The sequence below is a fragment of the Mucilaginibacter sp. genome (assembly GCF_041660805.1).
In the GTDB taxonomy this organism is placed as follows: domain Bacteria; phylum Bacteroidota; class Bacteroidia; order Sphingobacteriales; family Sphingobacteriaceae; genus Mucilaginibacter.
The window spans coordinates 79,785-105,160 of record NZ_JBAZVP010000018.1; the positions used below are offsets into that span (position 1 = coordinate 79,785).

Genomic DNA, 25,376 nt, shown 5'->3' on the forward strand with positions numbered 1-25,376 from the left:
GTGGAGAGATCATACAAATTGGTTAGAAGTCTTCATCCAGCGAGAACGCTTTGCTTTCTGCTGAGTTCATTACGCCGCTTTTCTGATAATCGCCCACCCTTTTTTCAAAGAAGTTGGTTTTACCCTGCAAGCTTATCATCTCCATAAAATCAAACGGATTTGATGCGCCGTATACTTTATCGTAACCTAATTCGTCCAGCCATCTGTCGGCAACAAATTCAATGTACTGGCCCATCATTTTGGCGTTCATACCAATAAGGCTTACCGGCAGCGCATCGCTCACAAATTCTTTCTCTATTTCAACCGCATCGGTAATAATTTTGGTTGCTGCTTCTTTTGATAACTTGTTCTCCAACATGCGGTACAGCAGGCAGGCAAATTCGCAGTGTGAACCTTCATCGCGTGATATCAGCTCATTGCTAAAGGTTAAACCCGGCATTAAACCGCGTTTCTTTAACCAGAATATAGAACAGAAACTACCTGAGAAGAAGATCCCTTCAACAGCGGCAAAAGCTATTAAACGTTCTGCAAATGTTCCGTTGTTGATCCATTTAAGGGCCCACTCGGCTTTTTTGCCTACGCATGGCACGGTTTCAATAGCATGGAACAAACGGTCTTTCTCGGCCGGGTCTTTAATGTAAGTATCTATCAGCAAGGCGTAAGTTTCAGAGTGGATGTTCTCCATCATTATCTGAAACCCGTAAAAGCAACGCGCCTCAGGCAACTGTACCTCACTCATGAAGTTCACGGCCAGGTTCTCGTTCACAATACCATCACTGGCGGCAAAAAACGCCAGTATGTGCGATATAAAATGTTTCTCGCCAGGGTTTAGATTTTCCCAGTGCTTCATATCGTCAGAAAGATCTATCTCTTCTGCCGTCCAAAAGCTGGCTTCAGCTTTTTTATACATTTCCCAAATAGCGGGGTACTTAATGGGCAGGATCACAAAGCGGTCTTTGTTTTCCTTTAGCAGTAATTCGGTTTCCTCTTGCATGACGACTCTCCTGTTATATTAAATAATTATAATTCTTTATCCATTAACACTATCTTAATATTGCCTTTTGTGCACGAGACAATAGCAGACAGGTATACAATGCGAGTTTTTTTCTTTTATGGCGAAAATCCTCATTTTCACCTTAATTTTACTCGCTTCAATTACCCCCACTAATCCCTGCTAAACTATTTTATTTGCACATTAGCCCCCACTTTTTAAATGGGGTTTTTCTTTAAAATACCGGTTAGAAACACCGGCAAATCAGATAGCGTTAAAAGAACTTATGATTCAAAGATAGGGCATGTGTTGATTGTATGTTAGTCTAAGTTTTTAACATCACCTATAAGTTATGAACACTTTATTTTTTTGATAGAAATATTTTGAGTTACCAGTTAAAATTCAATCATCTTATATACAGCATATTACTGACCTAAAATTAAAGTTGCTGCTTTTTATTAATGGGTTTTTTAAAAAATTTGAGGATGCAATTAGTTTACTTAAACACGACAAAACAGGTACAAATCCTTAAGGTAAACAGGCTCAGAAACACGGTTTTCAGACCCGAAAAATGTTATGAGAATATGATATTATTGTTAACAATATAATATGTGGAAAACAATAATTATTAATTTTCTTTTGCCGGAATCGCAAAGTTTCATTTCTCTAATTTTGCCACGGGAACAAATTTCATAGAGACCGAATTTACGCAGTGGCGGGTGTTTTTTGGCGTAAGATATTCTCCTTCAAAAACGTGGCCCAGGTGCGCGCCGCAATTATTACAAACTATCTCTACCCTGCGGCCGTCGGCATCCGGCACGCGTTTTACCGCGCCTGGTATTTCGTCATCAAAACTCGGCCATCCGCAGTGCGATTCAAATTTAGATTCGGATGTATACAAAGGCGTATCGCAGCGTTTACACACATACACACCCTGCGCATCATTATTAAGCAAAGAGCCGGTAAACGGGCGCTCAGTTCCTTTATGCAGTATTATATATTCTTCCTCGGGGGTTAATTGATTGTACATTTTAATTAGTGATTTATGAGTTAGCGAATTAGTGATTAACGGCTAAAAACCTTTTAGTTTTTGCCTTATAACCTTTCAGCTCCTTACATAAATATACGACAATTTGCCCGTTAATTTTGTTTTGAAAGTTGATATTTACACAGGTTTGACCAAGTGAAAATGGAAGTTAAATCTTATTCTTCAGAGCATATTCAATCTCATCGGGGTTATCAACCACGCTTACAATAACGCCGTTTTTATTGATAATGAAATGTGTTGGGTAAGCATCAACCTGCATTTTTTTGCTCATGAACCCCTCCTGATCCGCTACTATAGGATAATCAAACCGTTTGCGTTTTAAAAATGCTTCGAGCTTGGGTTTTGAATCAATAGCAAGGCTTAAAAATATAATATCCTTTCGGTTTTTGTATTGTGCCATTAATATATTCAGTTCGGGCATCTCCTGTTCGCAACGGGTACAGCCAATGAACCAGCACTTTAGCACAACGGTTTTACCCTTGGTACTTGCCGTTGTATATTTATTCCCTTTGATATCAACAAAATTAAAATTGGGAAACGGCTTCCCCTGTCTATTATAATGCTCTAAAAATATAGCTGAATAACTCTGAATATATGAGCCCATTCCTTTAGGCACCCTGGCACCTATTTTATAAAGTTTATAATACAGTTTGCCATCAGTGGAGCTTAACCTAAGCGGCAAATATTTGCCGGTGGTAAGTTTTTCAAAAAATGCTTTTTTGCTGATAACTTTTGAAGCAAGGTCATATGCTATTATATCACGGGTTAAAATAAAAAAATGGTTAACCAGATACTCATCAAAATTATCTCTGTTTTTAAGTATCACATCAGGTTTTACCAGTGGTGATCCGGGATTGGCCGACGTTGCAAAAGAAGCATCCGCAAGCAAAAAAGTAAATACGAGAAGGACAAAAAACTTTTTCATAAGAGATGGTGATTGGTTAATACAAGATATAAATTCTTAATCTCTTTACGATAACATACTGCTTGTATTTATTGCACTATGGCACAAGCCCAATATGATACTCCTGTATTAGCGGCGGATTCTCTGGTGTTAATGTGAACGATACCTTGATGTTTGCCTTTTCGCCTTTCATAATAAAATAACCGCGCAGATTGTTTTCTGGTATCACTTCTCCTATACTCATAATATTGCCTGCTTTGGCGAAAATATCCACAGCTTCGGCCTTTAATTTATCGGGGAAGTAATCCATGAAAAAGTTACCGGCGAATATGCCGGTGGCTTGCGGGTTGCCCCAGTTGGGCAGCAGCTTCACCAATTCATCCCGGCGTTGCGTTAATATTTGCGATGCAGGTAACTGACGAGGCTTTATGCCAGACAAAGCCAGCAGCGTGTCTAAAGCAATAGCATTAGCCCTACCCCCATTTGCATAAGTTAAATTGGCAAATGATACTACACCTACCCCATAATCTGCCAGTATGTTCCAGTTACTCCCAAATCCCGGCAAACCGCCGCTGTGCCCAATGTAAACGTGGCTATCACAATCTTTAGCCCAGCGTAAACCATAACCATAAGCTGATACCGTTGGACAAGGCCTGCCTGTTGTTGTTTTGGCATTAACCGTCAAATAATTAACATCCCAGGGATATTGCATCTCCCGAACAGAACTTCGCTTAACCGGGCCGGTCTCTGCATCATCGCGCATGGGCCAGGCGTTCATATGCACGGCCATGTATTTACTAAAATCTTCAATAGTGGTAATTAAACCGCCCATAGCGCCGTAAGCGCCATCATGCAGCAGAGGCTGCTCCACCCATTTTCCATCCAGCCAGCGGTAACCCAGCGCTAACTGCTCTCTGGGCACTCTACTATACTCCCAATAGGTGTGGGTCATGCCCAGTGGTTTTAATATGTTATCGTTGATATAGTTTTGGTAGGTTTTATCCGAAACCTTTTTAATAATGTAACCCAATGTTGCAAAGCCAAGATTGCTATACTCATACCCTTGCCCCGGATTGTTAGAAAATGAAACACCTTTTTTGTAAATAGCGATCAGCTCTTCATCTGTAACTGCCAGTTGGCGATCTCCCCAGGGATTATCTTCGGGATAACCTGCCGCGTGGGTAAGCAAGTGGCGAATAGTTATTGGCGTCGCATCTTTAGTCAGATACTTGTTATTCTTCATCTCGGGGATGTAGAGAAATGCCGGGTCATCCAACTTCAATTTACCCTCGTCCCTCAGTTTAAGAATAGCCATGGCAGTAAGGCTTTTGGTCATGGAGGCTATTCTAAAATCAGATTTAGAAGTTACCGGCGTTTTCGCTGCTATATCGGTATAACCTAAACCGCCTGTGTGCACCAGCTTACCGTCAACCACAATACCATATACCAATCCGGGCCAATGGTTATCTTCCGCGTACTTTTTGTACAGCGCGTCTATCACCGGGTAGGTAGCTTCTATCTTCTTAAGCCTGTCGGGATCAGTGAAGGCAGCGGGTTTGTATTGAGCTAATGTGGTACTGGAGATAAAAAGCAGGAGGTAAAGGTATTTGTGCATAGTAGTGTTTGTCTGAACCTGAATGAAACGAATTTAAGAATTTTAAAATAAATCCGCTGTCATCCTGAACTTGTTCCAGGATCTCTCAGGACAGTTCGCAACTTTGCAGGTGGGATGCCGAAATAAATTCGGCATGACTGGTTCATAAACAAAAAAATCCCGGTCAATGACCGGGATCTCTTATATCTTGAATCCTGACTCCTATTGTCCTGATTCTCTTATTGCAATTATGCTAATTTCGCTAATTCTTCTGCCATGGCAGCACCAATTTCTGCCGGTGACTCAACCACACGGATACCACACTCGCGCATGATCTTCATTTTTGCAGCAGCTGTATCATCGGCACCGCCAACAATTGCACCTGCGTGGCCCATTCTACGGCCCGGAGGCGCTGTTTGGCCCGCAATGAAGCCTACAACTGGTTTAGTACCATTTTCTTTGATCCAGCGGGCTGCATCAGCTTCCATGCTGCCACCAATCTCACCAATCATGATAATACCATGTGTGTCAGGATCGTTCATTAATAATTCAACCGCTTCTTTGGTAGGTGTACCAATAATAGGGTCGCCACCAATACCAATTGCTGTAGTAATACCTAAACCGGCTTTAACAACCTGGTCAACTGCTTCGTAAGTAAGCGTACCTGATTTTGAAACTACACCAACATTACCTTTTTTGAAGATAAAGCCCGGCATAATGCCTATTTTACTTTCATCGGCTGTGATAATACCCGGGCAGTTAGGGCCAATTAAACGGCTATCCTTATCTGTAAGATATTCTTTCACCATGATCATATCTTTTGTAGGGATACCTTCGGTGATACAAACAATAACTTTTATACCGGCTTCCGCAGCTTCCATAATAGCATCAGCAGCAAATGCAGGAGGTACAAATATGATAGATACATCGGCACCTGTTTCAACAACCGCATCTTTAACGGTATTAAAAACCGGCCTGTCAAGATGTGTCTGACCACCTTTACCCGGTGTTACGCCACCAACTAACTGCGTGCCATACTCAATCATCTGGGTAGCGTGGTAAGTACCTTCGTTACCTGTAAAACCTTGTACTATTACTTTGGAATCTTTATTTACGAGAACGCTCATCGGCTTTTTAGTTTTTGTATGGCAAAGCTAAAAAAAAAATCGCCCCATAAACCCCTAACGGGGGAATTTTTGAAAATTTACTTTAGGGTTATGAATGAAGCCGTAAATTAACCACAAAGGCCTCGAAGGATTAGCCTAAACTGCTGTGCATTATATTATTTATATTTATCTTCTTCTCTTCTCTGTTAAAATTTGTTAAACGGTTTTATAACAGGCACATAAGCACTTAATTTTATGGCAGCTCATGAAACTCTACCTGTTCGCGGCCTTTACAATTTTTTGCTTAAAAACTAATGCCCAGGTAATTAGCGGTAAGGTAATTGATAAAAATACCCGGCTGCCAATGAAGTACATTTTTGTAACCTGCACATCGGGCAGCGCTTTTACTAATGATAATGGTGTGTTCACGCTTAAAATAACTACTCCTTTTGATACTGTCCGAATTAAAACCATGGGCTATCTGCCCTATAAATTTCCGGTTAGTAGTTGGGGAAGTTTTGTTAAAGTGATTGCGCTGGAGGAAAAATCTATCCAGTTAGGTGAAGTGCGGATAACCGCTAAAAAGAATTACTATAAAGATTCGGTAAGCCTGCGGCAGGAGTTTGCCAGGCAGTTCAATTTTACCGGGCCAAAACTTACAGATATTTTAAGGCCCATGTCCAGTTATGTACCGTTCGCCTTTGTTTCTATAGATGTGGGCATGCTGGTAAGAGCGCTCACCAAAAAGCATAACCCGAATTATAAATTGAAACAAATACTGCTCAGAGACGAACAGGAAAACCATGTAAACGCCCGGTTCAATAAAACACTGGTTGCCGATATTACCCACCTGCAGGGCGATTCATTAGATAACTTTATGAGCAGTTATCGCCCTACCCCTGTTATACTTGATAAGCTAAGCGATTATGAATTGATCCGCTACATTAAAACTAACCTGGAAAAATTCAGGATAAAAGGTGGTGAACTGAAAGCATTGCCCGCGCTGCTTAAACCGGGGCAGTCGTTGGAGGATAATTAAGCTTCGGTTAACTCCCGGCTTATAAATTCCTTCTCGCTCTTTGCCACTACAATAGTTGCTACACCGTTGCCTATCACATTGGTAATTGCCCTGGCTTCACTCATAAACCTGTCTACGCCTAACAGTATCGCTACGCCTTCAACAGGTATTACTTTTATGGCTGCCAGCGTTGATGTGAGCACGATAAAGCCACTTCCGGTTACGCCCGCCGCCCCTTTTGAGGTGATCATGAGGATGCCAATAATAGTAAGTTCCTGCTCTATAGAAAGGTCTATCTTAAAAACCTGCGCTAAAAATATTACCGACATGGATAGATAGATGGTAGTCCCATCCAGGTTAAAAGAGTACCCGGCAGGGATCACCAGGCCCACCACCGACTTGGAACAGCCAAATTTTTCCAGCTTTTCCATCATCCCCGGCAGGGCCGATTCTGATGAAGAGGTTCCCAATACAATCAGGATCTCTTCCTTAATATGTTTCAAATACTGCCACAGGCTAAACTTAAACAGGTAGGCAATTATGTTTAGCACTACAAATATAAACAGGAACATAGTGAGGTAAACCGATCCCATAAGCAATGCCAGAGGTTGCAGGGTTGCAATTCCGTAAGTGCTAATGGTATAAGCCATCCCGCCGAAAGCGCCTATCGGCGCTACCCGCATAACTATCTTCATAATGTTGAAGAATACTTTGGATAACTTATCAAACGTGGAAATAACAGACTGGCCAGTCGCTCCCATTTTACTCAGGCCAAACCCAAATAATATTGCGAAGAAAAGGATCTGTAAAATATCGCCTTTGGCAAAAGCTTCAAACACATTGCCAGGAACTATGTGTGCTATAAAATCGCCCCACTTCATTTCTGACGCGGCTTTTTCATACACGGCAAGCTTGGAAGCATCTACCTTAACATGGTTGTTTATAAAATTTGCGCCGGGTTTTACCAGGTTAGCTACCGTAACACCAATTATTAGCGCCAGGGTGGTTACCAGCTCAAAATAGAGCAGCGCCTTACCGCCTACACGGCCCACCTTTTTCATATCGCTCATACCGGCAATACCCAGTACAATAGTGAAAAAGATAATAGGCGCTATCAGCATCGTTATAAGGCTGATAAATGTTTTGCTGATAAGTTGCGCTGTTGGCGCGAAACCTTTAAAGTACAAACCAACCACCACCCCCAATATAATGGCAATAATAACCTGGAAAGTGAGGTTGCTGATAAGGCGTTTCATGTTGATAGTTAAAAGTTGAAAGTACAAAGTTTAAAGTCAAAATCAACTTTAAACCTTTAACTTTTTCACTTTTAAACTTTCTTAAACGTTCCCGGTAATGCCTTTATAGATCATTTGGGCGGCTAAAACGGTTACTACTACGGCAAATACCCACCGTAACCAGCCCGATGATTTGGTATGCACCAATATTTTTGAACCCGTTATGGCACCCAGCAGCACCCCTATTACAACGGGCATGGATATTCCCGGGTCTATATAGCCCCTTTGCAAATAAACTACCGCGCTTGCCGCTGCTGTAACACCTATCATAAAATTACTGGTAGTGGTTGATACCTTAAAGGGGATCCGCATGATGCTGTCCATCGCTATTACCTTTAATGCGCCTGATCCAATACCCAGCAAACCGCTTATTACACCGGCAAAAAGCATCATTACAAAGCCGCCACTTACACGTGTAACGCCGTACTGTACCACATTGCCGTTACCATCAGGGTAGCTGCCATAAAGTTTAAATTTAGCTGCAAGGTAACTGGGTTCGGTTATGAGCTTTTCCGCCTTCTTTCTTAACGACATTAAAGCCGAAAAAATGAGTATCACCCCAAATAAAACAGCAATGTACTCGGCAGGAATATATATGGCAAGCAAGGCGCCGGCAAATGCGCCAAGGGTGGTGGCTATTTCTAAAAACATGCCCAGCCGTATGTTGGTTATCCCTTCTCTTACATATGCCGCTGCCGAACCTGATGAGGTTGCTATTACCGATACCAGCGACGCGCCAATAGCGTAATGAATATCAACCCCAAGTAAAACGGTAAGCAGCGGAATGATCACCACCCCACCACCAAGTCCGGTTAGTGAACCCAGCAATCCCGCGAAATATGCGCCAATAAGAATTATTATAGTAAATACAATTACCGACATATGGTAAGCACTTGGTTAAAGCCGTAAAAGTAAGATAAGTTTTTAGAAACGATTTGAAGAATAAGAATACTATTCAAGATTCAGCTTTTTAGCCACTTCTTCTTTCAACAAGGCGAGGTCCTGTTTTATAATTGCCCATACTATTGAATCATCTATACCGTCATAATTATGAATCAAAATATTTCTGAATCCAATAATATCATTATGGAATTGAATAAGCTCTTGTGAGTCGATATCTTTGATGCGTTTAACGGCTTCGCCTATAATCCCCAATTGCCTTTCTATAGCGCTTTTAGTTTTTACATCTACAGTATATTCTTCAAATAAGTTTATGGATCCTAGAAATTGTTCAATAAGAATTATACTGCTAATAATATCATTAAACAATTTAGCCTTTCGCTTAATCTCTTCCATATACCTTTTGTTTGGAAGTACCAATAAACTCTTCAAGAAACGGATTTTTTACAGAATCAAAGGTTAAAAGATCTACCTTTTTATTAAAATAAGCTTCGAATTTATTATAAAGGCTTAAGAGCAGCTTACCCTTAAATATAGGGTTGGGTTCATCTATTTCAACAATCAAATCCATATCACTTGTTTCAGTATCAGTACCTCTCCCTACCGAGCCGAAAGCATATAATTCTTTCACCTTATGAACCTTGCAGAGGTTTATAAATTCAGGAGATTGAAAAATAGCCATGTTACGTATCATACTGTAAATTTAGCAAAAATCGGTAAATATCGTGTTAACTTACAATCCAAAATAAATGTCATAGCTTATTAAACCTAATACAACCAATAATAACTTGATTTAAGAACAATAACTATAAAATGATTAATCTGTAATATCTTTGAAGCACTAATGGGTTACAAAAGTTTACAGGCTTGCATAGCCGATCTTGAAAAGAATAATCACCTTATCCGCATAAAAGAAGAGGTTGATCCCTACCTGCAAATGGCGGCTATACACCTGCGTGTTTTTGAGCACGAAGGGCCTGCTATTTTGTTTGAGAATGTAAAAGGCAGTAAATTCCCGGCCGTATCTAATTTGTTTGGCACGCTGGATCGCTCGCGTTTTATTTTCAGGGATACGCTGGATAAGATCAAAACCCTGGTTGATATTAAAAACGACCCTATCAAGGCTATAAAACACCCTTTTAAATATGCTAATACGGCTTTAACCGCCCTATCGGCCTTGCCAATGAAAGTAGGTAAAGGTGCACCTGTCAACTTCGGTCGTACAGATATAAGCGAGTTGCCCCAGATAGTTAACTGGCCAATGGATGGCGGCCCCTTTGTTACCATGCCACAGGTTTATACCGAAGACGCGGATCTGCCTGGCATTATGAATGCCAACCTGGGCATGTATCGTATACAATTAGGCGGTAATGATTATGTGCAGAATCAGGAGATAGGCCTGCATTACCAGTTGCACCGCGGTATTGGTGTGCACCAAACTAAAGCAAATGCAAAAGGGCAACCTTTAAAAGTAAGCATATTTGTAGGCGGGCCGCCGGCACACCCTGTAGCGGCCGTAATGCCTCTGCCCGAAGGCTTATCTGAAATGACCTTTGCCGGTGCGTTGGGAAACCGTCGTTTCCGGTATTTTTATGATGATGAAGGGTTTTGTATCTCTGCGGATGCTGATTTTGTGATAACCGGCACTGTTATGCCGATGGAAAATAAAGCCGAGGGCCCTTTTGGTGATCACCTGGGCTATTACAGCTTAAAACATCCTTTTCCGTTATTGAAGGTGCATAACGTTTATCATCGTAAAGACGCCATCTGGTCGTTCACTGTTGTGGGCAGGCCACCGCAGGAAGATACCAGCTTTGGCGCACTCATACATGAGATAACCGGCAGTGCCATCCCTAAAGAAATACCGGGCCTGCATGCCGTTAACGCGGTTGATGCGGCGGGTGTGCATCCCCTGTTATTTGCCATTGGCAGTGAGCGTTATACCCCCTACGTAAAAGAGCGCAGGCCGCAGGAGATCATTACCATAGCAAATCATATTTTAGGCAAAGGGCAACTAAGCCTGGCCAAATACCTGTTCATCGCTGCAAAAGAGGATGATCCGAATTTGAATGTGAATGATATTGGCGGATTCTTAAAACACATCCTGCAGCGAATTGACCTGACCCGCGATCTCCACTTCCATACCCGTACAACTATTGACACCCTTGATTACAGTGGTGATGGCCTTAACACCGGTAGCAAAGTGGCCATTACCGTAGCCGGTGAAATTAAACGCGAGCTGTGGAACGAACTGCCTGCTAATTTTAATTTACCACGCCCGTTCAACAAATATAAAATGGTGATGCCCGGCGTTTTGGCTGTTGAAGTGCCTAAGAACATTCGCACCAGCGATATGCCCTTAATGTTAGAGATATTACAGGAACATTTAGGCGAGGCTGATTTAAGTGGCATGCCTTTAATGGTTTTATGTAACGATGCCGAATTTACGGCGCAAAGCATCAATAACTTTGTATGGGTAACATTTACCCGCAGTAACCCCTCACATGATATTTATGGCATTAATAGCTTTACTGAGCATAAGCATTGGGGCTGCACGGGCCCCCTTATTATTGATGCCCTGATAAAGCCACATCATGCACCCGTGCTGGAAAAAGACCCGGCGATAGAGAAGCTGGTTGATGCAATGGGGGTTAAAGGCGGCGCGTTGGAGGGGATCATATAGTCCACTTTATTCAGCATCGGCACATTTGCATATCCACATACCTACACATTAATTAATGAATTTGCTATCTTAGCATCCTTTTTAATATTTCAGAACACATGAATAAATTTCACGGGACAGGAGTAGCGATGGTGACTCCTTTTCAGGCAGATGGACAGGTAGATTACAGCGCGTTAAAAACGCTTATAGATCACCTGGTTGATGGCGGGGTAGAATACCTTGTATCATTAGGTACAACCGGCGAAAGCGCCACATTGAATAAGGACGAGAAGAAGAAGGTTTGGGAATTTACTGCCCAGGCTGTGAATAAACGTGTTCACCTGGTTGCAGGTATAGGCGGTAACAATACCTATGAAACCGCTGCCGAAATAAAGGCCTTTGATATCGCTGGTTATGATGCCATTTTATCAGCAAGCCCGCATTACAATAAACCAACGCAAGAGGGTATATATCAGCATTATAAGACCATTGCCGAAGTTGCACCGCTGCCTGTTATTTTATATAATGTGCCCAGCCGCACCGGCAGCTCTGTTAGTGCCGAAACTACTGTACGCTTAGCAAAAGATTTTAAGAACATTATTGGTATAAAAGAAGCATCAGGCAATTTTGAGCTGCTTAACCAGTTAATGCGCGATAAACCCCAAGAGTTCCTGGTGATATCAGGAGACGACCCTATTACGTTGCCAATGATTGCGATGGGCGCTGTTGGTGTCATATCTGTAATAGGCAATGCCCTGCCAAAGCAATTCTCTGATATGGTAAGGCTTTGTTTAAATGGCGATTTTAAAGGCGCACATGCTGGAAATTACAGCCTGATAGAATTCACCCGCCTAATGTTTGCCGAAGGCAGCCCTGCCGGTGTAAAATCGGCATTAAAACATTTAGGTGTTTGCGGCGATACAGTACGCTTGCCATTAGTGCAGGTAAGTGAAAGCACAGCCGGGAAGATCAAAGAGCAGATAGAAGTTATAAAATAATTGTCATGGGTTGCGATAGCGAAGGATCTGTCGCTATCGCACTGGCGAACAGATGCTTCATTGCCTTCAGCATGACAAATTAAAATATAAAAAATCCGGTTAGTTGAGAGCTAACCGGATTCTTTATTCCAAAGTAAAATAACCTTTCGACTATTTTATTACGCTTTGTTTTTCGATTCTTGTACTTCAAGTCGAATTGCTTGCGCTAAGTTCTTAAGGTCCTGCATACCTTTTCGAACGCGGGTTCCAGCGGCGCTGTTACCTTTGTTATAAAATTTGTCGGCATCAGCTTCAAGTGATGCAACCAGTTCTTTCACTTCATTAAATTTTTTCATTGTGACTACTCCTTTAAATTTTTGAGGTTTATTGTTTTAATTAAAGCTAATCTAACGTGTTTTTTTATAAATAAAAACTTTTAAAGCATAAAAAAACCGCCTTTAAAGGGGTTTTTTTCCACATTTTTCGTGTAAATGCCTCGATAACACACTATCTCTTAACATACAAATTTCAGGGAATTATTATTAATTTTATGAGTATGCACTTTTCGTTGCATTTTATGTAAATAATTTACTTAGAGCTTAATGAATTCGCAATTATTCTTACAATAACCTATTAATCAGCCTACTTAACATATAATAATTTAAATAAGAGCAAAAAAGCCTTACGGATATCCGTAAGGCTTTAGTTATTGTTAAAAATGCCGGTTAGGCAATAGCCATTTTATTCTCTTTATAATAACCGTCCCTTAGTTTTGCGGCAACCTCGCTAAAGGCATCTAAGGTGCGTTCTACATCCTCAAGGGTATGCATAGCGGTTGGTATTAAACGCAGCTCAATTAGCCCCTTAGGGATAACCGGGTAAACCACAATAGAGCAGAATATACCGTAGTTTTCGCGCAGGTCCATAGTAAGACTGGTTGCGTCAATCAGTTCGCCTTTTAAAAATACCGGGGTAACCATGGTGTTTGTTATACCTATATCAAAGCCGTGCTCAACCAAGCCGTTCTGCAAAGCGCGGGCAATTACCCATAATTTTTCGCGCAGTTCCGGGTTTGATTTTAAAAGTTCGAAACGTTTCTTTAAACCCAATACCATTGGCATAGGTAATGCTTTGGCAAAGGTTTGTGAGCGCATATTATAGCGCAGGTAATTAATTATCTCGGTATCTGCAGCTACAAAAGCGCCAATACCCGCCATTGATTTTGCGAATGTACCAAAGTAAACATCCACGCCATCAATACAATTTTGTTCTTCATGCGTTCCGGCACCCGTTGGCCCCATGGTACCAAAACCATGTGCATCATCAATCAGTAAACGGAACTTATATTGTTTTTTCAGGTCGATGATCTCCTTTAGCTTACCCTGCGCGCCTGACATGCCAAATACACCCTCGGTTATCACCAGGATACCGCCGCCGGTTTGCTCGGTCATGCGTTCGGCACGTTCAAGCTGCTTTTCAAAGCTTTCAATATCGTTATGCTTGTAAACAAAACGCTTACCCATATGCAGGCGAACACCGTCAACTATACAGGCATGTGATTCCGCATCATAAATAATTACGTCATTCCTATCAACCAATGCATCAATAATTGATACCATCCCCTGGTAACCATAATTGAGCAGGAAAGCTGCATCTTTACCAACAAATTCCGCCAGGCTATCCTCCAGTTCTTCGTGGTGTTTGGAGTTGCCAGACATCATGCGGGCACCCATTGGGTATGCCATACCGTAATCGGCAGCCGCCTTTGCATCCGCCTCGCGTACTTCCGGGTGGTTGGCCAGGCCTAAATAATTGTTCAGGCTCCAAACCAAATGCTCCTTGCCGTTAAACATCATATGCGGAGCTATCTCACCTTCCAAACGGGGGAAAGAGAAATATCCGTGCGACCATTTTTGATGCTGCCCTATCGGGCCTCCCATGTTTTTTGTTATTTTATCAAATAAATCCAAAATGGTAATATTAATTTATTGCAAATATAACCCTTAAAACGCCCTCTATCAAACGTTATTACTTTTTAGAATAGATTATAACAACCTTGAGACAAAAGAGTAAAGATGCAAGAATCAAGACTTTGGATATGTGGGTAAGCAAACAGGCTGCCTCATGGTTATGGAGCAGCCTGCTTTCTTTAATTTATCCAGACAAATTTGTCTTGGTTCCTGACTCTTTTATGTTGAATCTAATCAACGTTATCATGAAGGAAAGAATTGTTATTCCTTATTTCCGTTTTGCCTTCGTTATCAGGCAATAAGGAGAACCTTGAGATCTGGCTTTCATCAGATGCAGGGGTTTGTTGTAAGGCAATTTCTTTACGCTTGTAGGCAGGTATATTTTCCATCTCCTGAATGTTGCCATTGCGCAATTTCATGCTCAGGTCTTTTAAACGCATTATACGTTCGCGTGATTTGCGCAATTGCTCTTCAATAGATTCATCCGTTTTATTTTCGTCGGCATTAACAACAACCTCCGGTTCAGGCTCAGGCTGTCTAGCTTCAACCTTTGCAGGTTCAAAGTTCATTACCGTTTCAGTAACCTTAAAGGTAAACTCTGATGCTTCTGTTTCTTCCGGCATCGGGGTCTCGTCGTTCAGATCGTATTTGATAACCTTATCCTGCGCGTCCTGTTCTTCGGCACGGGCAAACAGATCAAACAAGCCGGTCTGTTTTGGCTCGTCCTTTAATTTCATAAAAGGTACAGCGGCAGTGTCATCAGCATTAACAGGTGTAATAAATTCATTTACCGGTTTTACCAATGGCGCGCTTTCAGGTACCAGCATTGATACTATCTTTTTGTTGCTGTGCTCTTTCTCGCGTTCATCTTTAGTTTGGAAACCTGTAGCAATAATCGTTACAGATAAACTATCGCCCAAATTCTCATCGCGGCAGTTACCCCATATCAGGTCGGCAGCCAAACCGGCTTCTTCCTGTATGTAATCGGTAATTATGCTCACTTCATCCATAGTTACCTCTTTATCACCAGAGCTAATGTTCAGCAGGATATAACGTGCGCCTTCTATCTCATTATCTTTTAATAACGGTGATGATAAAGCGCCTTCAACTGCTTTTAAAGCACGGTGCTCACCTTCGGCAGTTGAACTACCCATTATTGATACGCCACTGTCTTTCATCACAGTACGCACATCTTTAAAGTCGACGTTTATATAACCAGGCAGTGTTATGATCTCAGCAATACCTTTCGCGGCAGTTGTTAAAATATCATCGGCCTGTGCAAATGCCGATCCTAATGTTAAGTTACCAAATATCTGGCGCAGCCTGTCATTTGATATCACCAGGAACGAATCAACATATTTTTTCAACTCTTCCATCCCCGCATCAGCCTGCATCTTACGGCGCTTGCCTTCAAAAGAAAATGGGGTAGTAATAATACCAACCGTTAATATATCAAGCTCACGGGCCGCTTTGGCAATGATAGGGCTTGCGCCTGTACCAGTACCACCACCCATACCAGCTGTAATAAACAACATTTTGGTATTTGAGCCCAACATCAGTTTAATATCGTCTATATTTTCAATAGCCGAGTTTTTACCCACTTCGGGAATTGAACCGGCACCCATACCTTCTGTTAAACTTGCACCTAACTGTACCTTGTTAGGGATAGGGCTTAACTCCAGGGCCTGGGCATCTGTGTTGCAAATAATAAAGTCAACACCGGTGATTCCTTGCCTGTACATGTGGTTAACCGCGTTTCCGCCACCACCGCCAACACCAATTACTTTGATGATTGACGATTTTTCCTTTAACATCTCAAACTGCATAATCCTTGTTTTCAGCTAAATGTAATCTGATAATCAGATAGATTTTGTTATTGTAATATTACCACTTTTTCCACAACCTTTTTCCACAAATGTCAACAATGTGGAAAAATTTATCGTTGTGGATAAACTATTTCAGGAAGTCTTCATCCTTTATATCGTCCTTGATAAATTTCTTTCCCGACTCCAAAATTTTACCTAAAAGGCCAAATTTACGATCATCTGTATACTTAGCTTTTTCTGCCTTAACCGCAATTGCTGGTGCCTGCGCAACATTATTGTATTCCATTTTTTGGATACCCTTAATCAGCAGGCCAATACCGGTTGCAAACGTTGGGCTTTGCAGCTCTTCGTAAATATTCTTTGGCAGTACCTCATTCTTAGCCAGGTGCTCGTTAGGGTAACCCACACGGCAATCTAAACCGGTTACGTACTCAATTAACTGGGTAAGGTGCTTCAATTGCGCGCCGCCGCCTGTTACTACAATTCCTGCTATCAGTTTCTTTTCGTAACCTGATGATTTTATTTCGTAGTAAACGTGTTCTACAATCTCTTCCATACGGGCCTGTATAACAAAAGCCAGGTTTTTAACAGAGATCTCTTTTGGTTCGCGGCCACGTAAACCCGGCACACAAACTATCTCGTTCTCTTTATTTTCTTCAGCCAATGCCGATCCAAACCTTACCTTTAATTGCTCTGCTATGTTGCGCATTACTGAACAGCCTTCGCGGATATCTTCCGTAACGCTGTTACCACCAAACGGGATAACGGCAGTATGACGGATTATACCTTCGTGAAAAATGGCCACATCTGTAGTACCACCACCAATATCTACCAATACTACACCGGCTTCTTTTTCTTCGTCACTTAAAACTGACTCTGATGATGCCAATGGCTCCAGTATCAGTTCCTGACTTTCCAGCTGTGCTTTGTTAACGCATTTAACAATGTTTTTAATAGCCGTAACCTGGCCGGATATGATATGGAAGTTAGCTTCCAATCGTACGCCTGCCATACCTATAGGATCTTTAACCCCCGGCTCGTTATCCACAGTAAATTCCTGCGGCAGCACGTGAATGATCTCCTCGCCCGGAGGCATTACCAGGTTGTACATATCCTCAACAAGCTTATCAATATCCTTGCGGCTTATCTCGGTGTTTAAATCCTTACGGGTTATTAAGCCACGGTGCTGTAAGCTTTTTATATGCTGCCCCGCAATACCAACATTCACTATCCTTATCTCGACGTTTGACTGGGAACCGGCCACATCTACTGCCTGGGTAATGCCCTGTACTGTTTTATCGATATTTGATACCATGCCACGGGTAACCCCCGCCGATTCTGCTTTACCTATCCCCAAAACCTCAATTTTGCCGTTTTTGCTCCTACGGCCAACAATAGCGCAAATTTTAGTGGTTCCTATATCCAGGCCTACTACAATTGGCGAGCTTTTTTCTTGTGTTGAACTTTTGTCCATATTATTGCTTTTTAATAGATGTCTTCTTATCCGTTTTATTTGTTGTTGGTTTTTCAACCTTTGGCTTATCCACTGTTGCCGGTTTACTTTCTTCGGGCTTATCAACCTCATCGCTTATAACCGAGGTAATAACAGAGTCCCGCTTCTCTTTAATAGCGGCCATGCTCACCTGTAATGAATCGGCAGTTTTTGCTTTACGGGCCGCTGCAGTCTTTAATGAATCTTGCAGGGTTTCGTTTTTAACCCCTATTACCTGGTTTGAATATTTAATGTTAATGAGCTTATACGCATCCCACCCTACCAATGGCAGCGCCTGTTTATAAAACACTTTTAAGTTGTTAAACTTTAGGCTTAATGAATCGGCATTGCCCAACAGGATCCTTTGGTTGCCTACCCGTGGTATCAATTCAATTTCGTGCTGCTCGTTAATATAGATCTGTGCTATCTGGGCATCCCAAAGCGAATCCCGCCTTATAAAATCAGCCGTACGGAATATATCTTTTGCCAAAACGGTATGCAGTGAATCTACCTTCTTGGCAAAAAGCTCGTCAATAAAACCATTGGCTACAAGCACCCTCGCGGTAAAGTTTTGCGATAGCGGCATTTTCAATCCATGCTGATCTACATAAAAATCCTGATCGAACCGGTTCATGATACGAAGTATGGGCTGGCGCTGGCTTACCTCCACATGTATAGTGCCGTCCATATCAACATAAACCTTTGCAAACTCAATAAATGGATTAACCTTCAGTTTGTTTTCCAGTTCGTGGATATTAATATTATCAATACGGCGGCCAACTAATGTGTGGCTGCTCATCTCTAAAATTCTATCAATTTCCTGCCTGTCAATAAAATACTGGTTACCCGGTATAAACACTTTGATACCCTTGCAAACCACTTCAGATTTTTTTACCTGAATGAAACTCATAAGCACCACCAGGCCAGCCAGGCAGATAGTCCAGCCAAGGCCAACAAGCAGCGGTTTCCAAATGCGTTTCTTAAACATTTTCTAAAGCTTGTTTTAAAGGTTCAACCAATTGGTCAATATCTCCTGCCCCCACGGTTAACAACAGCCCGGGCATTTCACTCTTTACTATTTCAATACTCTCCTGCTTTCCGCAAATTCTCTTGTTTGCTAATTTCATCCTGCTGATGATCATTTCACTGGTCACCCCTTCTATTGGCAATTCGCGGGCGGGATAAATATCAAGCAGTAAAAGTTCATCGGCCATATCAAGCACTTCGGCAAAGCCGTCTACAAAATCGCGCGTGCGGGTAAACAAGTGCGGCTGAAAAATAACCGTTAGCTTCTTATCAGGAAAAAGCCTTTTTACCGATGTTATGGCAGCCCTTAATTCTTCGGGGTGATGCGCATAATCATCAATGTAAATATGCCTGTCGTTCCTTACTATATATTCAAACCTGCGCTTAATGCCTTTAAAAGAACCCAGTGCCTCGTGTATCGCATCCGGCGATACTTCTACATGCAGGGCCGCCTCAATAGCAGCCGTGGCATTTTCAATATTATGCACCCCGGCAATGCCCATTTTTATATTGGGGATTGATGTGCTGGCATTTTTAAAATCGAAATAAAAGTTACCTTCCTCAATTCGGATATTTGATGCTACCGAATTAGCCTGCCCATCAATAGCGTAGGTTAGGCCTCGGGGCAACGTCAAACCATTTTTGTATATTAATACCCCACCCTGTTTAATTTGCGATGCAAACAGCTGGAATGATTCTGTTAATTGTGCATGGTCGCCGTAAATATCTAAATGGTCGGCATCCATTGATGTAATAATGGCAATATCCGGATTAAGGGTTAGGAACGAGCGGTCATACTCATCGGCCTCAACCACTACAATGTTGTTATCGCCATAAAGCACATTGGTTTGATAGTTAGATGAGATACCACCTAAAAACGCCGAACAATCTTTACCGGAATCTTTGAGGATATGCGCTATCATGCCCGATGTAGTAGTTTTACCATGTGTACCCGCTACTGCAATGGTGAACATGCCCCGGCTAATTAACCCTAATACTTGTGAGCGTTTTTGCAGTTCAAAGCCTTTTCTCTGAAAGTAATTTAAAATAGCCGAATCTTTTGGAATAGCAGGTGTAAATATAACCAGCGTACTATCGCATGGTTGTTGAAAACTCATAGGTATCCAGTCCTGGTTATCTTCAAAAACTATCCGGATCCCCTCGTTTTGCAAACTATCTGTTAAGGCAGTATGCGTTTTATCGTAACCACATACAACGCAACCCAAATGATGAAAATAGCGTGCCAGGCCGCTCATGCCTATGCCGCCTATCCCAACCAGGTAAACTCTTTGTATGTTGCTTAATTCCATTTGTTATTTTGATGAATGGTTGATTGAGTTAAGTGGTGAGTGGTTTTTTGCCAGCTATATTAACTCGTCAACGCTTTTATTTTTTATTATTCCGTATATTCTTAACTACTCTCTAATCACTTAATAAACTACTCACTAATCCTAACTACTCTCCATTCACTAATCCAACTAATAACAAGCTTTCCGCCCGCATCGCGGACGGAGAAGCTTACTTAATTGTTGTTTGTTATTTGGATAACTTCTTTTGCAATAATCTCATCAGCATCCGGACGGGCCAGCGCGCCAATGTTATTGCTTAATTTTCTTTGTAATTCCTTATCATTTAAAAGCTCCAATGCTTTATCAACCAGTCTTGCTTCGGCATCCCTGTCGGCAACAAATATGGCCGCGTTTGTTTCTACTAATGCAAGCGCGTTTTTGGTTTGGTGATCCTCCGCCACGTTTGGCGATGGCACCAGTATCACCGGTTTTTTAATCACACACAGTTCGGCAATGGTGCCGGCGCCCGCCCTTGATATAATTATATCCGCGGCAGCAAAAGCAAGGTCCATACGGCTTAAAAACTCCACCACACATATATCCGGGTGGGGGTTAGGGCCTAAAGCGTCCAGTATGCTTTTATAATAAAACTTACCCGTTTGCCATATCACCTGCACATCGGCAGCTATCAATTTATCAATACCTGCCAGTATGCTGTTATTCAGTGTACGTGCGCCCAGGCTTCCGCCGGTTATCAGTATCGTTTTTTTAAATGACGATAGCTTGAATAACTCCAGTGCCTGCATGTGCTTACCGGCAATATTTACCGATTCCTTACGGATGGGGTTACCGGTTTTAATGATCCTGTCGTACGGAAAAAACTTCTCCATACCATCAAAAGCCACACATATTTTCTTTGCCTTAGCACCCAACCATTTATTGGTAATGCCCGCATAAGAGTTTTGCTCCTGTATTAATGTAGGGATCCCCCTTAATGAGGCCGCGTATAAAAGCGGGCCAGAAGCATAACCACCCACACCAACCGCCGCATCGGGCTTAAAATCTTTAATTATTTGAACGGCCTTGCGCACACTTCTTAATAACTTTACCGGGAACATCACATTCTTCCAGAGGGACTTGCGTTGGATCCCCTGGATATCTAACCCTATAATTTTATAACCCGCAGCCGGAACCTTTTCCATTTCCATACGGCCACTTGCGCCTACAAACAATATCTCAATAGCAGGATCAAGCTTTTTTAAAGCATTGGCAATAGCAATAGCAGGGAAGATATGCCCTCCTGTACCGCCGCCGCTAATGATGACACGTTTACCCACGACGTAGCCCCCCAGCCCCCTGAAGGGGGAGTTTTTGAACAACTTTATGGCTATTTAATATCTTCATTTGCTCTTTAATCATTTATTCCATTCCCCCTTTAGGGGGTAGGGGGCTTACGCTTCTCTTATTTCTCCTACAAGTACTTTTTTGGGTTCATCAATATCACGGCTAACCGACAATATGATACCGAACGCTATGCTCGTAAATAGTATAGATGTACCTCCCATGCTAACAAGTGGTAATGGCACACCCGTTACCGGGCCTAAACCTACTGCAACCGCCATGTTGGCAAAGGCCTGTATGGTTAGGCTAAAGCTTAACCCCGCTGCCAGCAATGCCCCAAACGCCTTTGGCGCTTTGGTGACAATTTTTATACACCTGTATAACAAGAACAGATAAATACCTACCAGCATAAACCCACCTACTAAACCATATTCTTCAACAATGGTTGCATAAATAAAATCTGAATATGGGTGCGGTAAATAGTTACGCTCTGTGCTGTTTCCAGGCCCCTTCCCTAATACACCACCTGTAGCAATAGCTATCTTGGAGTGATCTGACTGGAACGATTTATCTTTATTAGCCGTTTCCGGATGCATGAACGCATGGATACGTGAAATATATGTTTTACGACGCGGGCCTAACATTACAACACCTGTTAACAATACGGCACCTGCCAGGCAAACCACCGCTATTTGTTTGATGCTGATACGACCAATGATAAGCAGTAAAATGCTCACACCAAACAGCATAAGCGCTGTAGAAAGGTTAGCCAGCGCTATTAATATAAACACCACACAAACCGACCCCATAATAGGGATGAATGATTGCTTTACATTCTTAATATTTTCCTGCTTGCGCGATAATGTACGTGCCAGGTAAGTAATTAATGCCAGTTTAGCCAAATCAGAAGTTTGGAAGGTTAAACCTGTTCCTGGTATAGCTATCCATCTGCTTGCATCATTCACGTGGTTACCAAACAGCAAAGTATATAGCAATAAAGGAATGGTAATAACCATCAGTATTTTTGAGATCCCCGCGTACCAGCGATAATCTAACCTGTGCGATACATACATAAGCGCAATACCACCCAATATCATGGCCATGTGCTTTATCAGATACGTTTCATTTGCCTTACCTTGTTTGTAAGCCAACGTACCCGTAGAGCTGTAAACAGCCAGCAACGACAATACCGATAGCAATATGACAATAAGCCATATCCACCGGTCGCCTTTTACATTATTGAGTATTTGATTCATGCCTTATTTATTGTTGTGATCTCACAAATCTTCTCTTGATTCCTGACTCTAACCTCTTAAACTATAGTTCCTTAACTGCTTCTTTAAACTGCCTGCCCCTGTCCTCGTAATTCTTGAACAGATCAAAGCTTGCACATGCGGGTGATAACAACACGGTATCGCCTTTTTCTGCCAGGTGATACGCCACCTGTGCAGCTTCTGCAGCTGATGATGTGTTTACTATTACCTCTACATCGTCTTCAAAAGCATCGTGTATACGTTTGTTGTCTTTACCTAAACATACTATGGCCTTTACTTTTTGCTTAACTAATTGTTTAAGCATGCTGTAATCGTTGCCTTTATCGACACCGCCCATTATTAATACTACATCAGTTGTCATGCTTTCTAAGGCATACCAGGTAGAGTTTACATTGGTAGCTTTTGAATCATTAATAAAGCTGATGCCAGATATTTTACCAACCGACTCCAGCCTATGCTCAATATTGCGAAAGTTACCCATGCTCTCCCTCATCGTTTCGTTACGTAGCTCAAGCACCTTGGCAACGATACCCGATGCCATAGAGTTATAGATGTTGTGCTTTCCCTGCAGGGCCAGTTCATTAATTGACATTGTAAAATGTTGTTGGTGTATGTTTATGACAATATTGTCCTTATCGAGATATGCTCCCGTTGTAATCTTTTTTTGTATCGAGAACGGCAGTTGCTGCGCCGCTATCTTTTTGCCTTCCATTACCTTTATTGTTTCGGCATCATCTGCACAATAAATAAAATGATCGGTGCCGGTTTGGTTCTGTGTTATCCTGAATTTGGATGCCGCATAGTTCTCCAGTTTATAATCATACCTATCCAAATGATCGGGCGTAATGTTTAACAATACGGCTATATCTGCCTTAAACTTATACATGCTATCCAGCATAAAGCTGCTTATCTCCAGCACATAGTATTCATATTTTTCGGTAGCTACCTGGTAGGCAAAGCTTTTACCAATGTTGCCTGCAAGGCCAACGTTAAAGCCCGCATTTTTCAGGATATGATAAGTAAGGCTTGCGGTAGTTGTTTTACCATTTGATCCTGTAATACATATCATTTTGGCATCGGTGTATCTGCCTGCAAATTCTATTTCGGATATTACCGGGATGTTATTCTCTACAAGTTTCTTTACAATCGGGGCCTTATCAGGTATACCCGGGCTTTTAACTACTTCAGCGGCGCTTAGTATCTCCGCCTCGGTATGACCGTTCTCCTCAAACTTCACATTCCAGCTTTGCAGCTGTTGCTTATAATGATCTGCAACCGGCCCAAAATCAGAAACAAAAACATCATACCCCTTCTGTAAGGCAAGGTATGCTGCCCCAACGCCGCTTTCGCCGGCGCCAAGAATGGCAAGCCTTTTGGTTGATATGTTTTTATTGTTGTTCACTTTTGTCTTACCTCTTGATTCTTGTATCTTGATTCTTATCTCTATCGTAATTTCAGCGTTATTACCGTTATAATGGCCAGCATAATACAAATGATCCAGAAACGGGTCACTATCTTTGACTCATGGAAGCCCTTTTTTTGGTAATGGTGATGCAGGGGCGCCATTAAAAACACCCTGCGGCCCTCGCCAAAACGTTTTTTGGTAATTTTAAACCAACCTACCTGTATAATAACCGACATGTTCTCTATCACGAAAATTCCGCAAAGCACCGGTATCAGTAATTCTTTACGGATCACAATAGCAAACACCGCAATGATACCCCCTATGGCTAAGCTGCCGGTATCGCCCATAAATACTTGTGCCGGATAAGAGTTATACCATAAAAACCCAACGCACGCACCAACAAATGCACCGGCAAAAATCACCAGCTCTCCCGAGTTGGGGATATACATAATATTCAGGTAATCGGCTATCAGGGTGTTACCCGAAACATAAGCCAGTATAGCCAGCGTTAGCCCTATTATAGCCGATGTACCTGTTGCCAGGCCATCAATACCATCAGTAATATTGGCCCCGTTTGATATAAAGGTGATAATAATGATCACGAAGAACATGAACACCAGCAGCGCATACTGCTCATAGCCGTGCCCTAAAAATTTCAGCACCTTACCATAATCAAATTCATTGTTCTTATAAAAAGGAATGGTAGTTTTAGTCGACTTAATATCCTGGGTCAAAACCTGTTTATCACCACGGATATGAAAATCTACAGGCACATCATACTTAACCGGCAGCTTAACTTCCTGCCTCATGGTAATGTTACTGTTAAAGTACATTGTCCACCCTATAAATATGGCCAAACCAACCTGACCGGTAATTTTAAACCTGCCTGCAAGGCCTTCTTTATTCTTTTTAAATACCTTTATGTAATCATCTAAAAAGCCAATAGCGCCTAACCAAACAGTGGTAACCAGCATCATTATAATGTAGATGTTATCAAGCCTGGCAAACAATAGCGTAGGCACCAAAATACCTAACAAAATAATGAGGCCGCCCATTGTAGGCGTACCTGATTTTTGCATCTGGCCTTCTAAACCTAAATTCCTTACTGTTTCGCCTACTTGTTTAAAACGCAGGTAATCAATTAGTCTGCGGCCATAAACAGTAGTTACCAATAACGATACAATTACCGCCATAGCCATACGGAATGTGTAGTACTGGAATACACCTGTACCCGGGATGCTGTAATTTTTATTCAGAT

Annotated in this window: 22 protein-coding genes; 3 read left to right on the top strand and 19 right to left on the bottom strand. The window is 41.9% G+C overall.

The genetic code is table 11. The features are described 5' to 3' along the window. Positions 1-22 precede the first annotated feature (22 nt). From WC743_RS19285 to sucD, 5 genes are all read right to left on the bottom strand, one after another. Complete coding sequence (locus WC743_RS19285) at positions 23-994, bottom strand: ribonucleoside-diphosphate reductase small subunit (protein ID WP_373014617.1); 972 nt, start codon at positions 992-994, stop codon at positions 23-25. 655 nt (positions 995-1,649) lie between these two features. Then, entirely contained in the window at positions 1,650-2,021 is a 372-nt protein-coding gene (locus WC743_RS19290; RefSeq protein ID WP_373014619.1) for a methionine-R-sulfoxide reductase, read from the bottom strand. Between the two features lie 166 nt (positions 2,022-2,187). After that, a complete protein-coding gene (locus WC743_RS19295; protein WP_373014620.1) occupies positions 2,188-2,964 on the bottom strand; it encodes a TlpA family protein disulfide reductase in 777 nt (258 codons plus the stop codon). A gap of 76 nt (positions 2,965-3,040) precedes the next feature. Next, the gene (locus WC743_RS19300; protein ID WP_373014622.1) at positions 3,041-4,558 is read right to left on the bottom strand and encodes a serine hydrolase domain-containing protein; all 1,518 of its coding nucleotides are present in this window, start codon (positions 4,556-4,558) and stop codon (positions 3,041-3,043) included. Between the two features lie 227 nt (positions 4,559-4,785). Further along, positions 4,786-5,664, bottom strand: a complete 879-nt coding sequence (gene sucD, locus WC743_RS19305; RefSeq protein WP_373014624.1) for a succinate--CoA ligase subunit alpha — start codon at positions 5,662-5,664, stop codon at positions 4,786-4,788. Positions 5,665-5,908: 244 nt separating this feature from the next. Between sucD and WC743_RS19310 the strand changes: the two genes are divergently transcribed. Next, positions 5,909-6,682 carry a carboxypeptidase-like regulatory domain-containing protein gene (locus WC743_RS19310; RefSeq protein ID WP_373014626.1) on the top strand — a complete coding sequence of 258 codons (774 nt, stop codon included), beginning with the start codon at positions 5,909-5,911 and terminating at the stop codon, positions 6,680-6,682. Here the strand turns inward: WC743_RS19310 and dctA are convergent. The 4 genes from dctA to WC743_RS19330 form a co-directional block, all read right to left on the bottom strand. Then, positions 6,679-7,917 (bottom strand): C4-dicarboxylate transporter DctA, encoded by a 1,239-nt coding sequence (gene dctA, locus WC743_RS19315; RefSeq protein WP_373014628.1) that lies wholly within the window; start codon positions 7,915-7,917, stop codon positions 6,679-6,681. The two genes, WC743_RS19310 and dctA, sit on opposite strands and share 4 nt — an antisense overlap. An 81-nt stretch (positions 7,918-7,998) precedes the next feature. Continuing rightward, positions 7,999-8,838, bottom strand: a complete 840-nt coding sequence (locus tag WC743_RS19320) for a sulfite exporter TauE/SafE family protein (protein ID WP_373014630.1) — start codon at positions 8,836-8,838, stop codon at positions 7,999-8,001. 69 nt (positions 8,839-8,907) lie between these two features. Then, entirely contained in the window at positions 8,908-9,252 is a 345-nt protein-coding gene (locus tag WC743_RS19325; protein WP_373014631.1) for a DUF86 domain-containing protein, read from the bottom strand. Continuing rightward, positions 9,239-9,550, bottom strand: coding sequence for a nucleotidyltransferase family protein (locus WC743_RS19330; protein ID WP_373014633.1), 312 nt, complete (start codon positions 9,548-9,550; stop codon positions 9,239-9,241). Before WC743_RS19330 ends, WC743_RS19325 begins: the two co-directional genes overlap by 14 nt. A gap of 150 nt (positions 9,551-9,700) precedes the next feature. On the opposite strand from WC743_RS19330, the gene WC743_RS19335 reads away from it, so the two are divergent. Together WC743_RS19335 and dapA are read left to right on the top strand one after the other, a co-directional pair. Beyond that, positions 9,701-11,539 carry a UbiD family decarboxylase gene (locus WC743_RS19335; protein ID WP_373014635.1) on the top strand — a complete coding sequence of 613 codons (1,839 nt, stop codon included), beginning with the start codon at positions 9,701-9,703 and terminating at the stop codon, positions 11,537-11,539. 98 nt (positions 11,540-11,637) lie between these two features. Next, positions 11,638-12,516, top strand: a complete 879-nt coding sequence (dapA, locus tag WC743_RS19340; RefSeq protein ID WP_373014637.1) for a 4-hydroxy-tetrahydrodipicolinate synthase — start codon at positions 11,638-11,640, stop codon at positions 12,514-12,516. 158 nt (positions 12,517-12,674) lie between these two features. On the opposite strand, the gene WC743_RS19345 is transcribed toward dapA, so the two are convergent. The 10 genes from WC743_RS19345 to mraY all read right to left on the bottom strand — a co-directional run bounded on the left by WC743_RS19345 (position 12,675) and on the right by mraY (position 25,374). Beyond that, a complete protein-coding gene (locus tag WC743_RS19345; RefSeq protein WP_373014639.1) occupies positions 12,675-12,851 on the bottom strand; it encodes a histone H1 in 177 nt (58 codons plus the stop codon). Between the two features lie 369 nt (positions 12,852-13,220). Beyond that, a complete protein-coding gene (locus WC743_RS19350; RefSeq protein WP_373014641.1) occupies positions 13,221-14,465 on the bottom strand; it encodes an aminotransferase class I/II-fold pyridoxal phosphate-dependent enzyme in 1,245 nt (414 codons plus the stop codon). 230 nt (positions 14,466-14,695) lie between these two features. Continuing rightward, the gene (ftsZ, locus tag WC743_RS19355; RefSeq protein WP_373014644.1) at positions 14,696-16,291 is read right to left on the bottom strand and encodes a cell division protein FtsZ; all 1,596 of its coding nucleotides are present in this window, start codon (positions 16,289-16,291) and stop codon (positions 14,696-14,698) included. Between the two features lie 127 nt (positions 16,292-16,418). Next, positions 16,419-17,765: a cell division protein FtsA gene (gene ftsA / locus WC743_RS19360; RefSeq protein ID WP_373014646.1), complete on the bottom strand. Its 1,347-nt coding sequence runs from the start codon at positions 17,763-17,765 to the stop codon at positions 16,419-16,421. Between the two features lies 1 nt (position 17,766). Beyond that, the gene (locus WC743_RS19365; protein WP_373014648.1) at positions 17,767-18,771 is read right to left on the bottom strand and encodes a cell division protein FtsQ/DivIB; all 1,005 of its coding nucleotides are present in this window, start codon (positions 18,769-18,771) and stop codon (positions 17,767-17,769) included. Then, positions 18,764-20,119: a UDP-N-acetylmuramate--L-alanine ligase gene (murC, locus tag WC743_RS19370; protein ID WP_373014650.1), complete on the bottom strand. Its 1,356-nt coding sequence runs from the start codon at positions 20,117-20,119 to the stop codon at positions 18,764-18,766. The genes WC743_RS19365 and murC overlap by 8 nt, the downstream gene beginning before the upstream one ends. Before the next feature lie 212 nt (positions 20,120-20,331). Beyond that, the gene (gene murG, locus WC743_RS19375; RefSeq protein WP_373014659.1) at positions 20,332-21,435 is read right to left on the bottom strand and encodes an undecaprenyldiphospho-muramoylpentapeptide beta-N-acetylglucosaminyltransferase; all 1,104 of its coding nucleotides are present in this window, start codon (positions 21,433-21,435) and stop codon (positions 20,332-20,334) included. A 114-nt stretch (positions 21,436-21,549) separates the two neighbouring features. Next, positions 21,550-22,695: an FtsW/RodA/SpoVE family cell cycle protein gene (locus WC743_RS19380; RefSeq protein ID WP_373014653.1), complete on the bottom strand. Its 1,146-nt coding sequence runs from the start codon at positions 22,693-22,695 to the stop codon at positions 21,550-21,552. A 61-nt stretch (positions 22,696-22,756) separates the two neighbouring features. After that, a complete protein-coding gene (murD, locus tag WC743_RS19385) occupies positions 22,757-24,115 on the bottom strand; it encodes a UDP-N-acetylmuramoyl-L-alanine--D-glutamate ligase (RefSeq protein WP_373014655.1) in 1,359 nt (452 codons plus the stop codon). A gap of 41 nt (positions 24,116-24,156) precedes the next feature. After that, complete coding sequence (mraY, locus tag WC743_RS19390) at positions 24,157-25,374, bottom strand: phospho-N-acetylmuramoyl-pentapeptide-transferase (protein ID WP_373014657.1); 1,218 nt, start codon at positions 25,372-25,374, stop codon at positions 24,157-24,159. Positions 25,375-25,376: the final 2 nt, after the last annotated feature.

Excerpts from the sequence above, each read along its gene's own strand:
- WC743_RS19320 (WP_373014630.1), bottom strand. The coding sequence starts at position 8,838 with ATGTCGGTAATTGTATTTACTATAATAATTCTTATTGGCGCATATTTC.
- WC743_RS19290 (WP_373014619.1), bottom strand. The coding sequence starts at position 2,021 with ATGTACAATCAATTAACCCCCGAGGAAGAATATATAATACTGCATAAA.
- ftsZ (WP_373014644.1), bottom strand. The coding sequence starts at position 16,291 with ATGCAGTTTGAGATGTTAAAGGAAAAATCGTCAATCATCAAAGTAATT.
- WC743_RS19310 (WP_373014626.1), top strand. The coding sequence starts at position 5,909 with ATGAAACTCTACCTGTTCGCGGCCTTTACAATTTTTTGCTTAAAAACT.
- WC743_RS19325 (WP_373014631.1), bottom strand. The coding sequence starts at position 9,252 with ATGGAAGAGATTAAGCGAAAGGCTAAATTGTTTAATGATATTATTAGC.
- WC743_RS19365 (WP_373014648.1), bottom strand. The coding sequence starts at position 18,771 with ATGTTTAAGAAACGCATTTGGAAACCGCTGCTTGTTGGCCTTGGCTGG.
- WC743_RS19295 (WP_373014620.1), bottom strand. The coding sequence starts at position 2,964 with ATGAAAAAGTTTTTTGTCCTTCTCGTATTTACTTTTTTGCTTGCGGAT.
- dctA (WP_373014628.1), bottom strand. The coding sequence starts at position 7,917 with ATGAAACGCCTTATCAGCAACCTCACTTTCCAGGTTATTATTGCCATT.
- murC (WP_373014650.1), bottom strand. The coding sequence starts at position 20,119 with ATGGAATTAAGCAACATACAAAGAGTTTACCTGGTTGGGATAGGCGGC.
- WC743_RS19380 (WP_373014653.1), bottom strand. The coding sequence starts at position 22,695 with ATGAATCAAATACTCAATAATGTAAAAGGCGACCGGTGGATATGGCTT.
- WC743_RS19330 (WP_373014633.1), bottom strand. The coding sequence starts at position 9,550 with ATGATACGTAACATGGCTATTTTTCAATCTCCTGAATTTATAAACCTC.
- sucD (WP_373014624.1), bottom strand. The coding sequence starts at position 5,664 with ATGAGCGTTCTCGTAAATAAAGATTCCAAAGTAATAGTACAAGGTTTT.
- ftsA (WP_373014646.1), bottom strand. The coding sequence starts at position 17,765 with ATGGACAAAAGTTCAACACAAGAAAAAAGCTCGCCAATTGTAGTAGGC.
- WC743_RS19285 (WP_373014617.1), bottom strand. The coding sequence starts at position 994 with ATGCAAGAGGAAACCGAATTACTGCTAAAGGAAAACAAAGACCGCTTT.
- dapA (WP_373014637.1), top strand. The coding sequence starts at position 11,638 with ATGAATAAATTTCACGGGACAGGAGTAGCGATGGTGACTCCTTTTCAG.
- WC743_RS19300 (WP_373014622.1), bottom strand. The coding sequence starts at position 4,558 with ATGCACAAATACCTTTACCTCCTGCTTTTTATCTCCAGTACCACATTA.
- WC743_RS19335 (WP_373014635.1), top strand. The coding sequence starts at position 9,701 with ATGGGTTACAAAAGTTTACAGGCTTGCATAGCCGATCTTGAAAAGAAT.
- WC743_RS19345 (WP_373014639.1), bottom strand. The coding sequence starts at position 12,851 with ATGAAAAAATTTAATGAAGTGAAAGAACTGGTTGCATCACTTGAAGCT.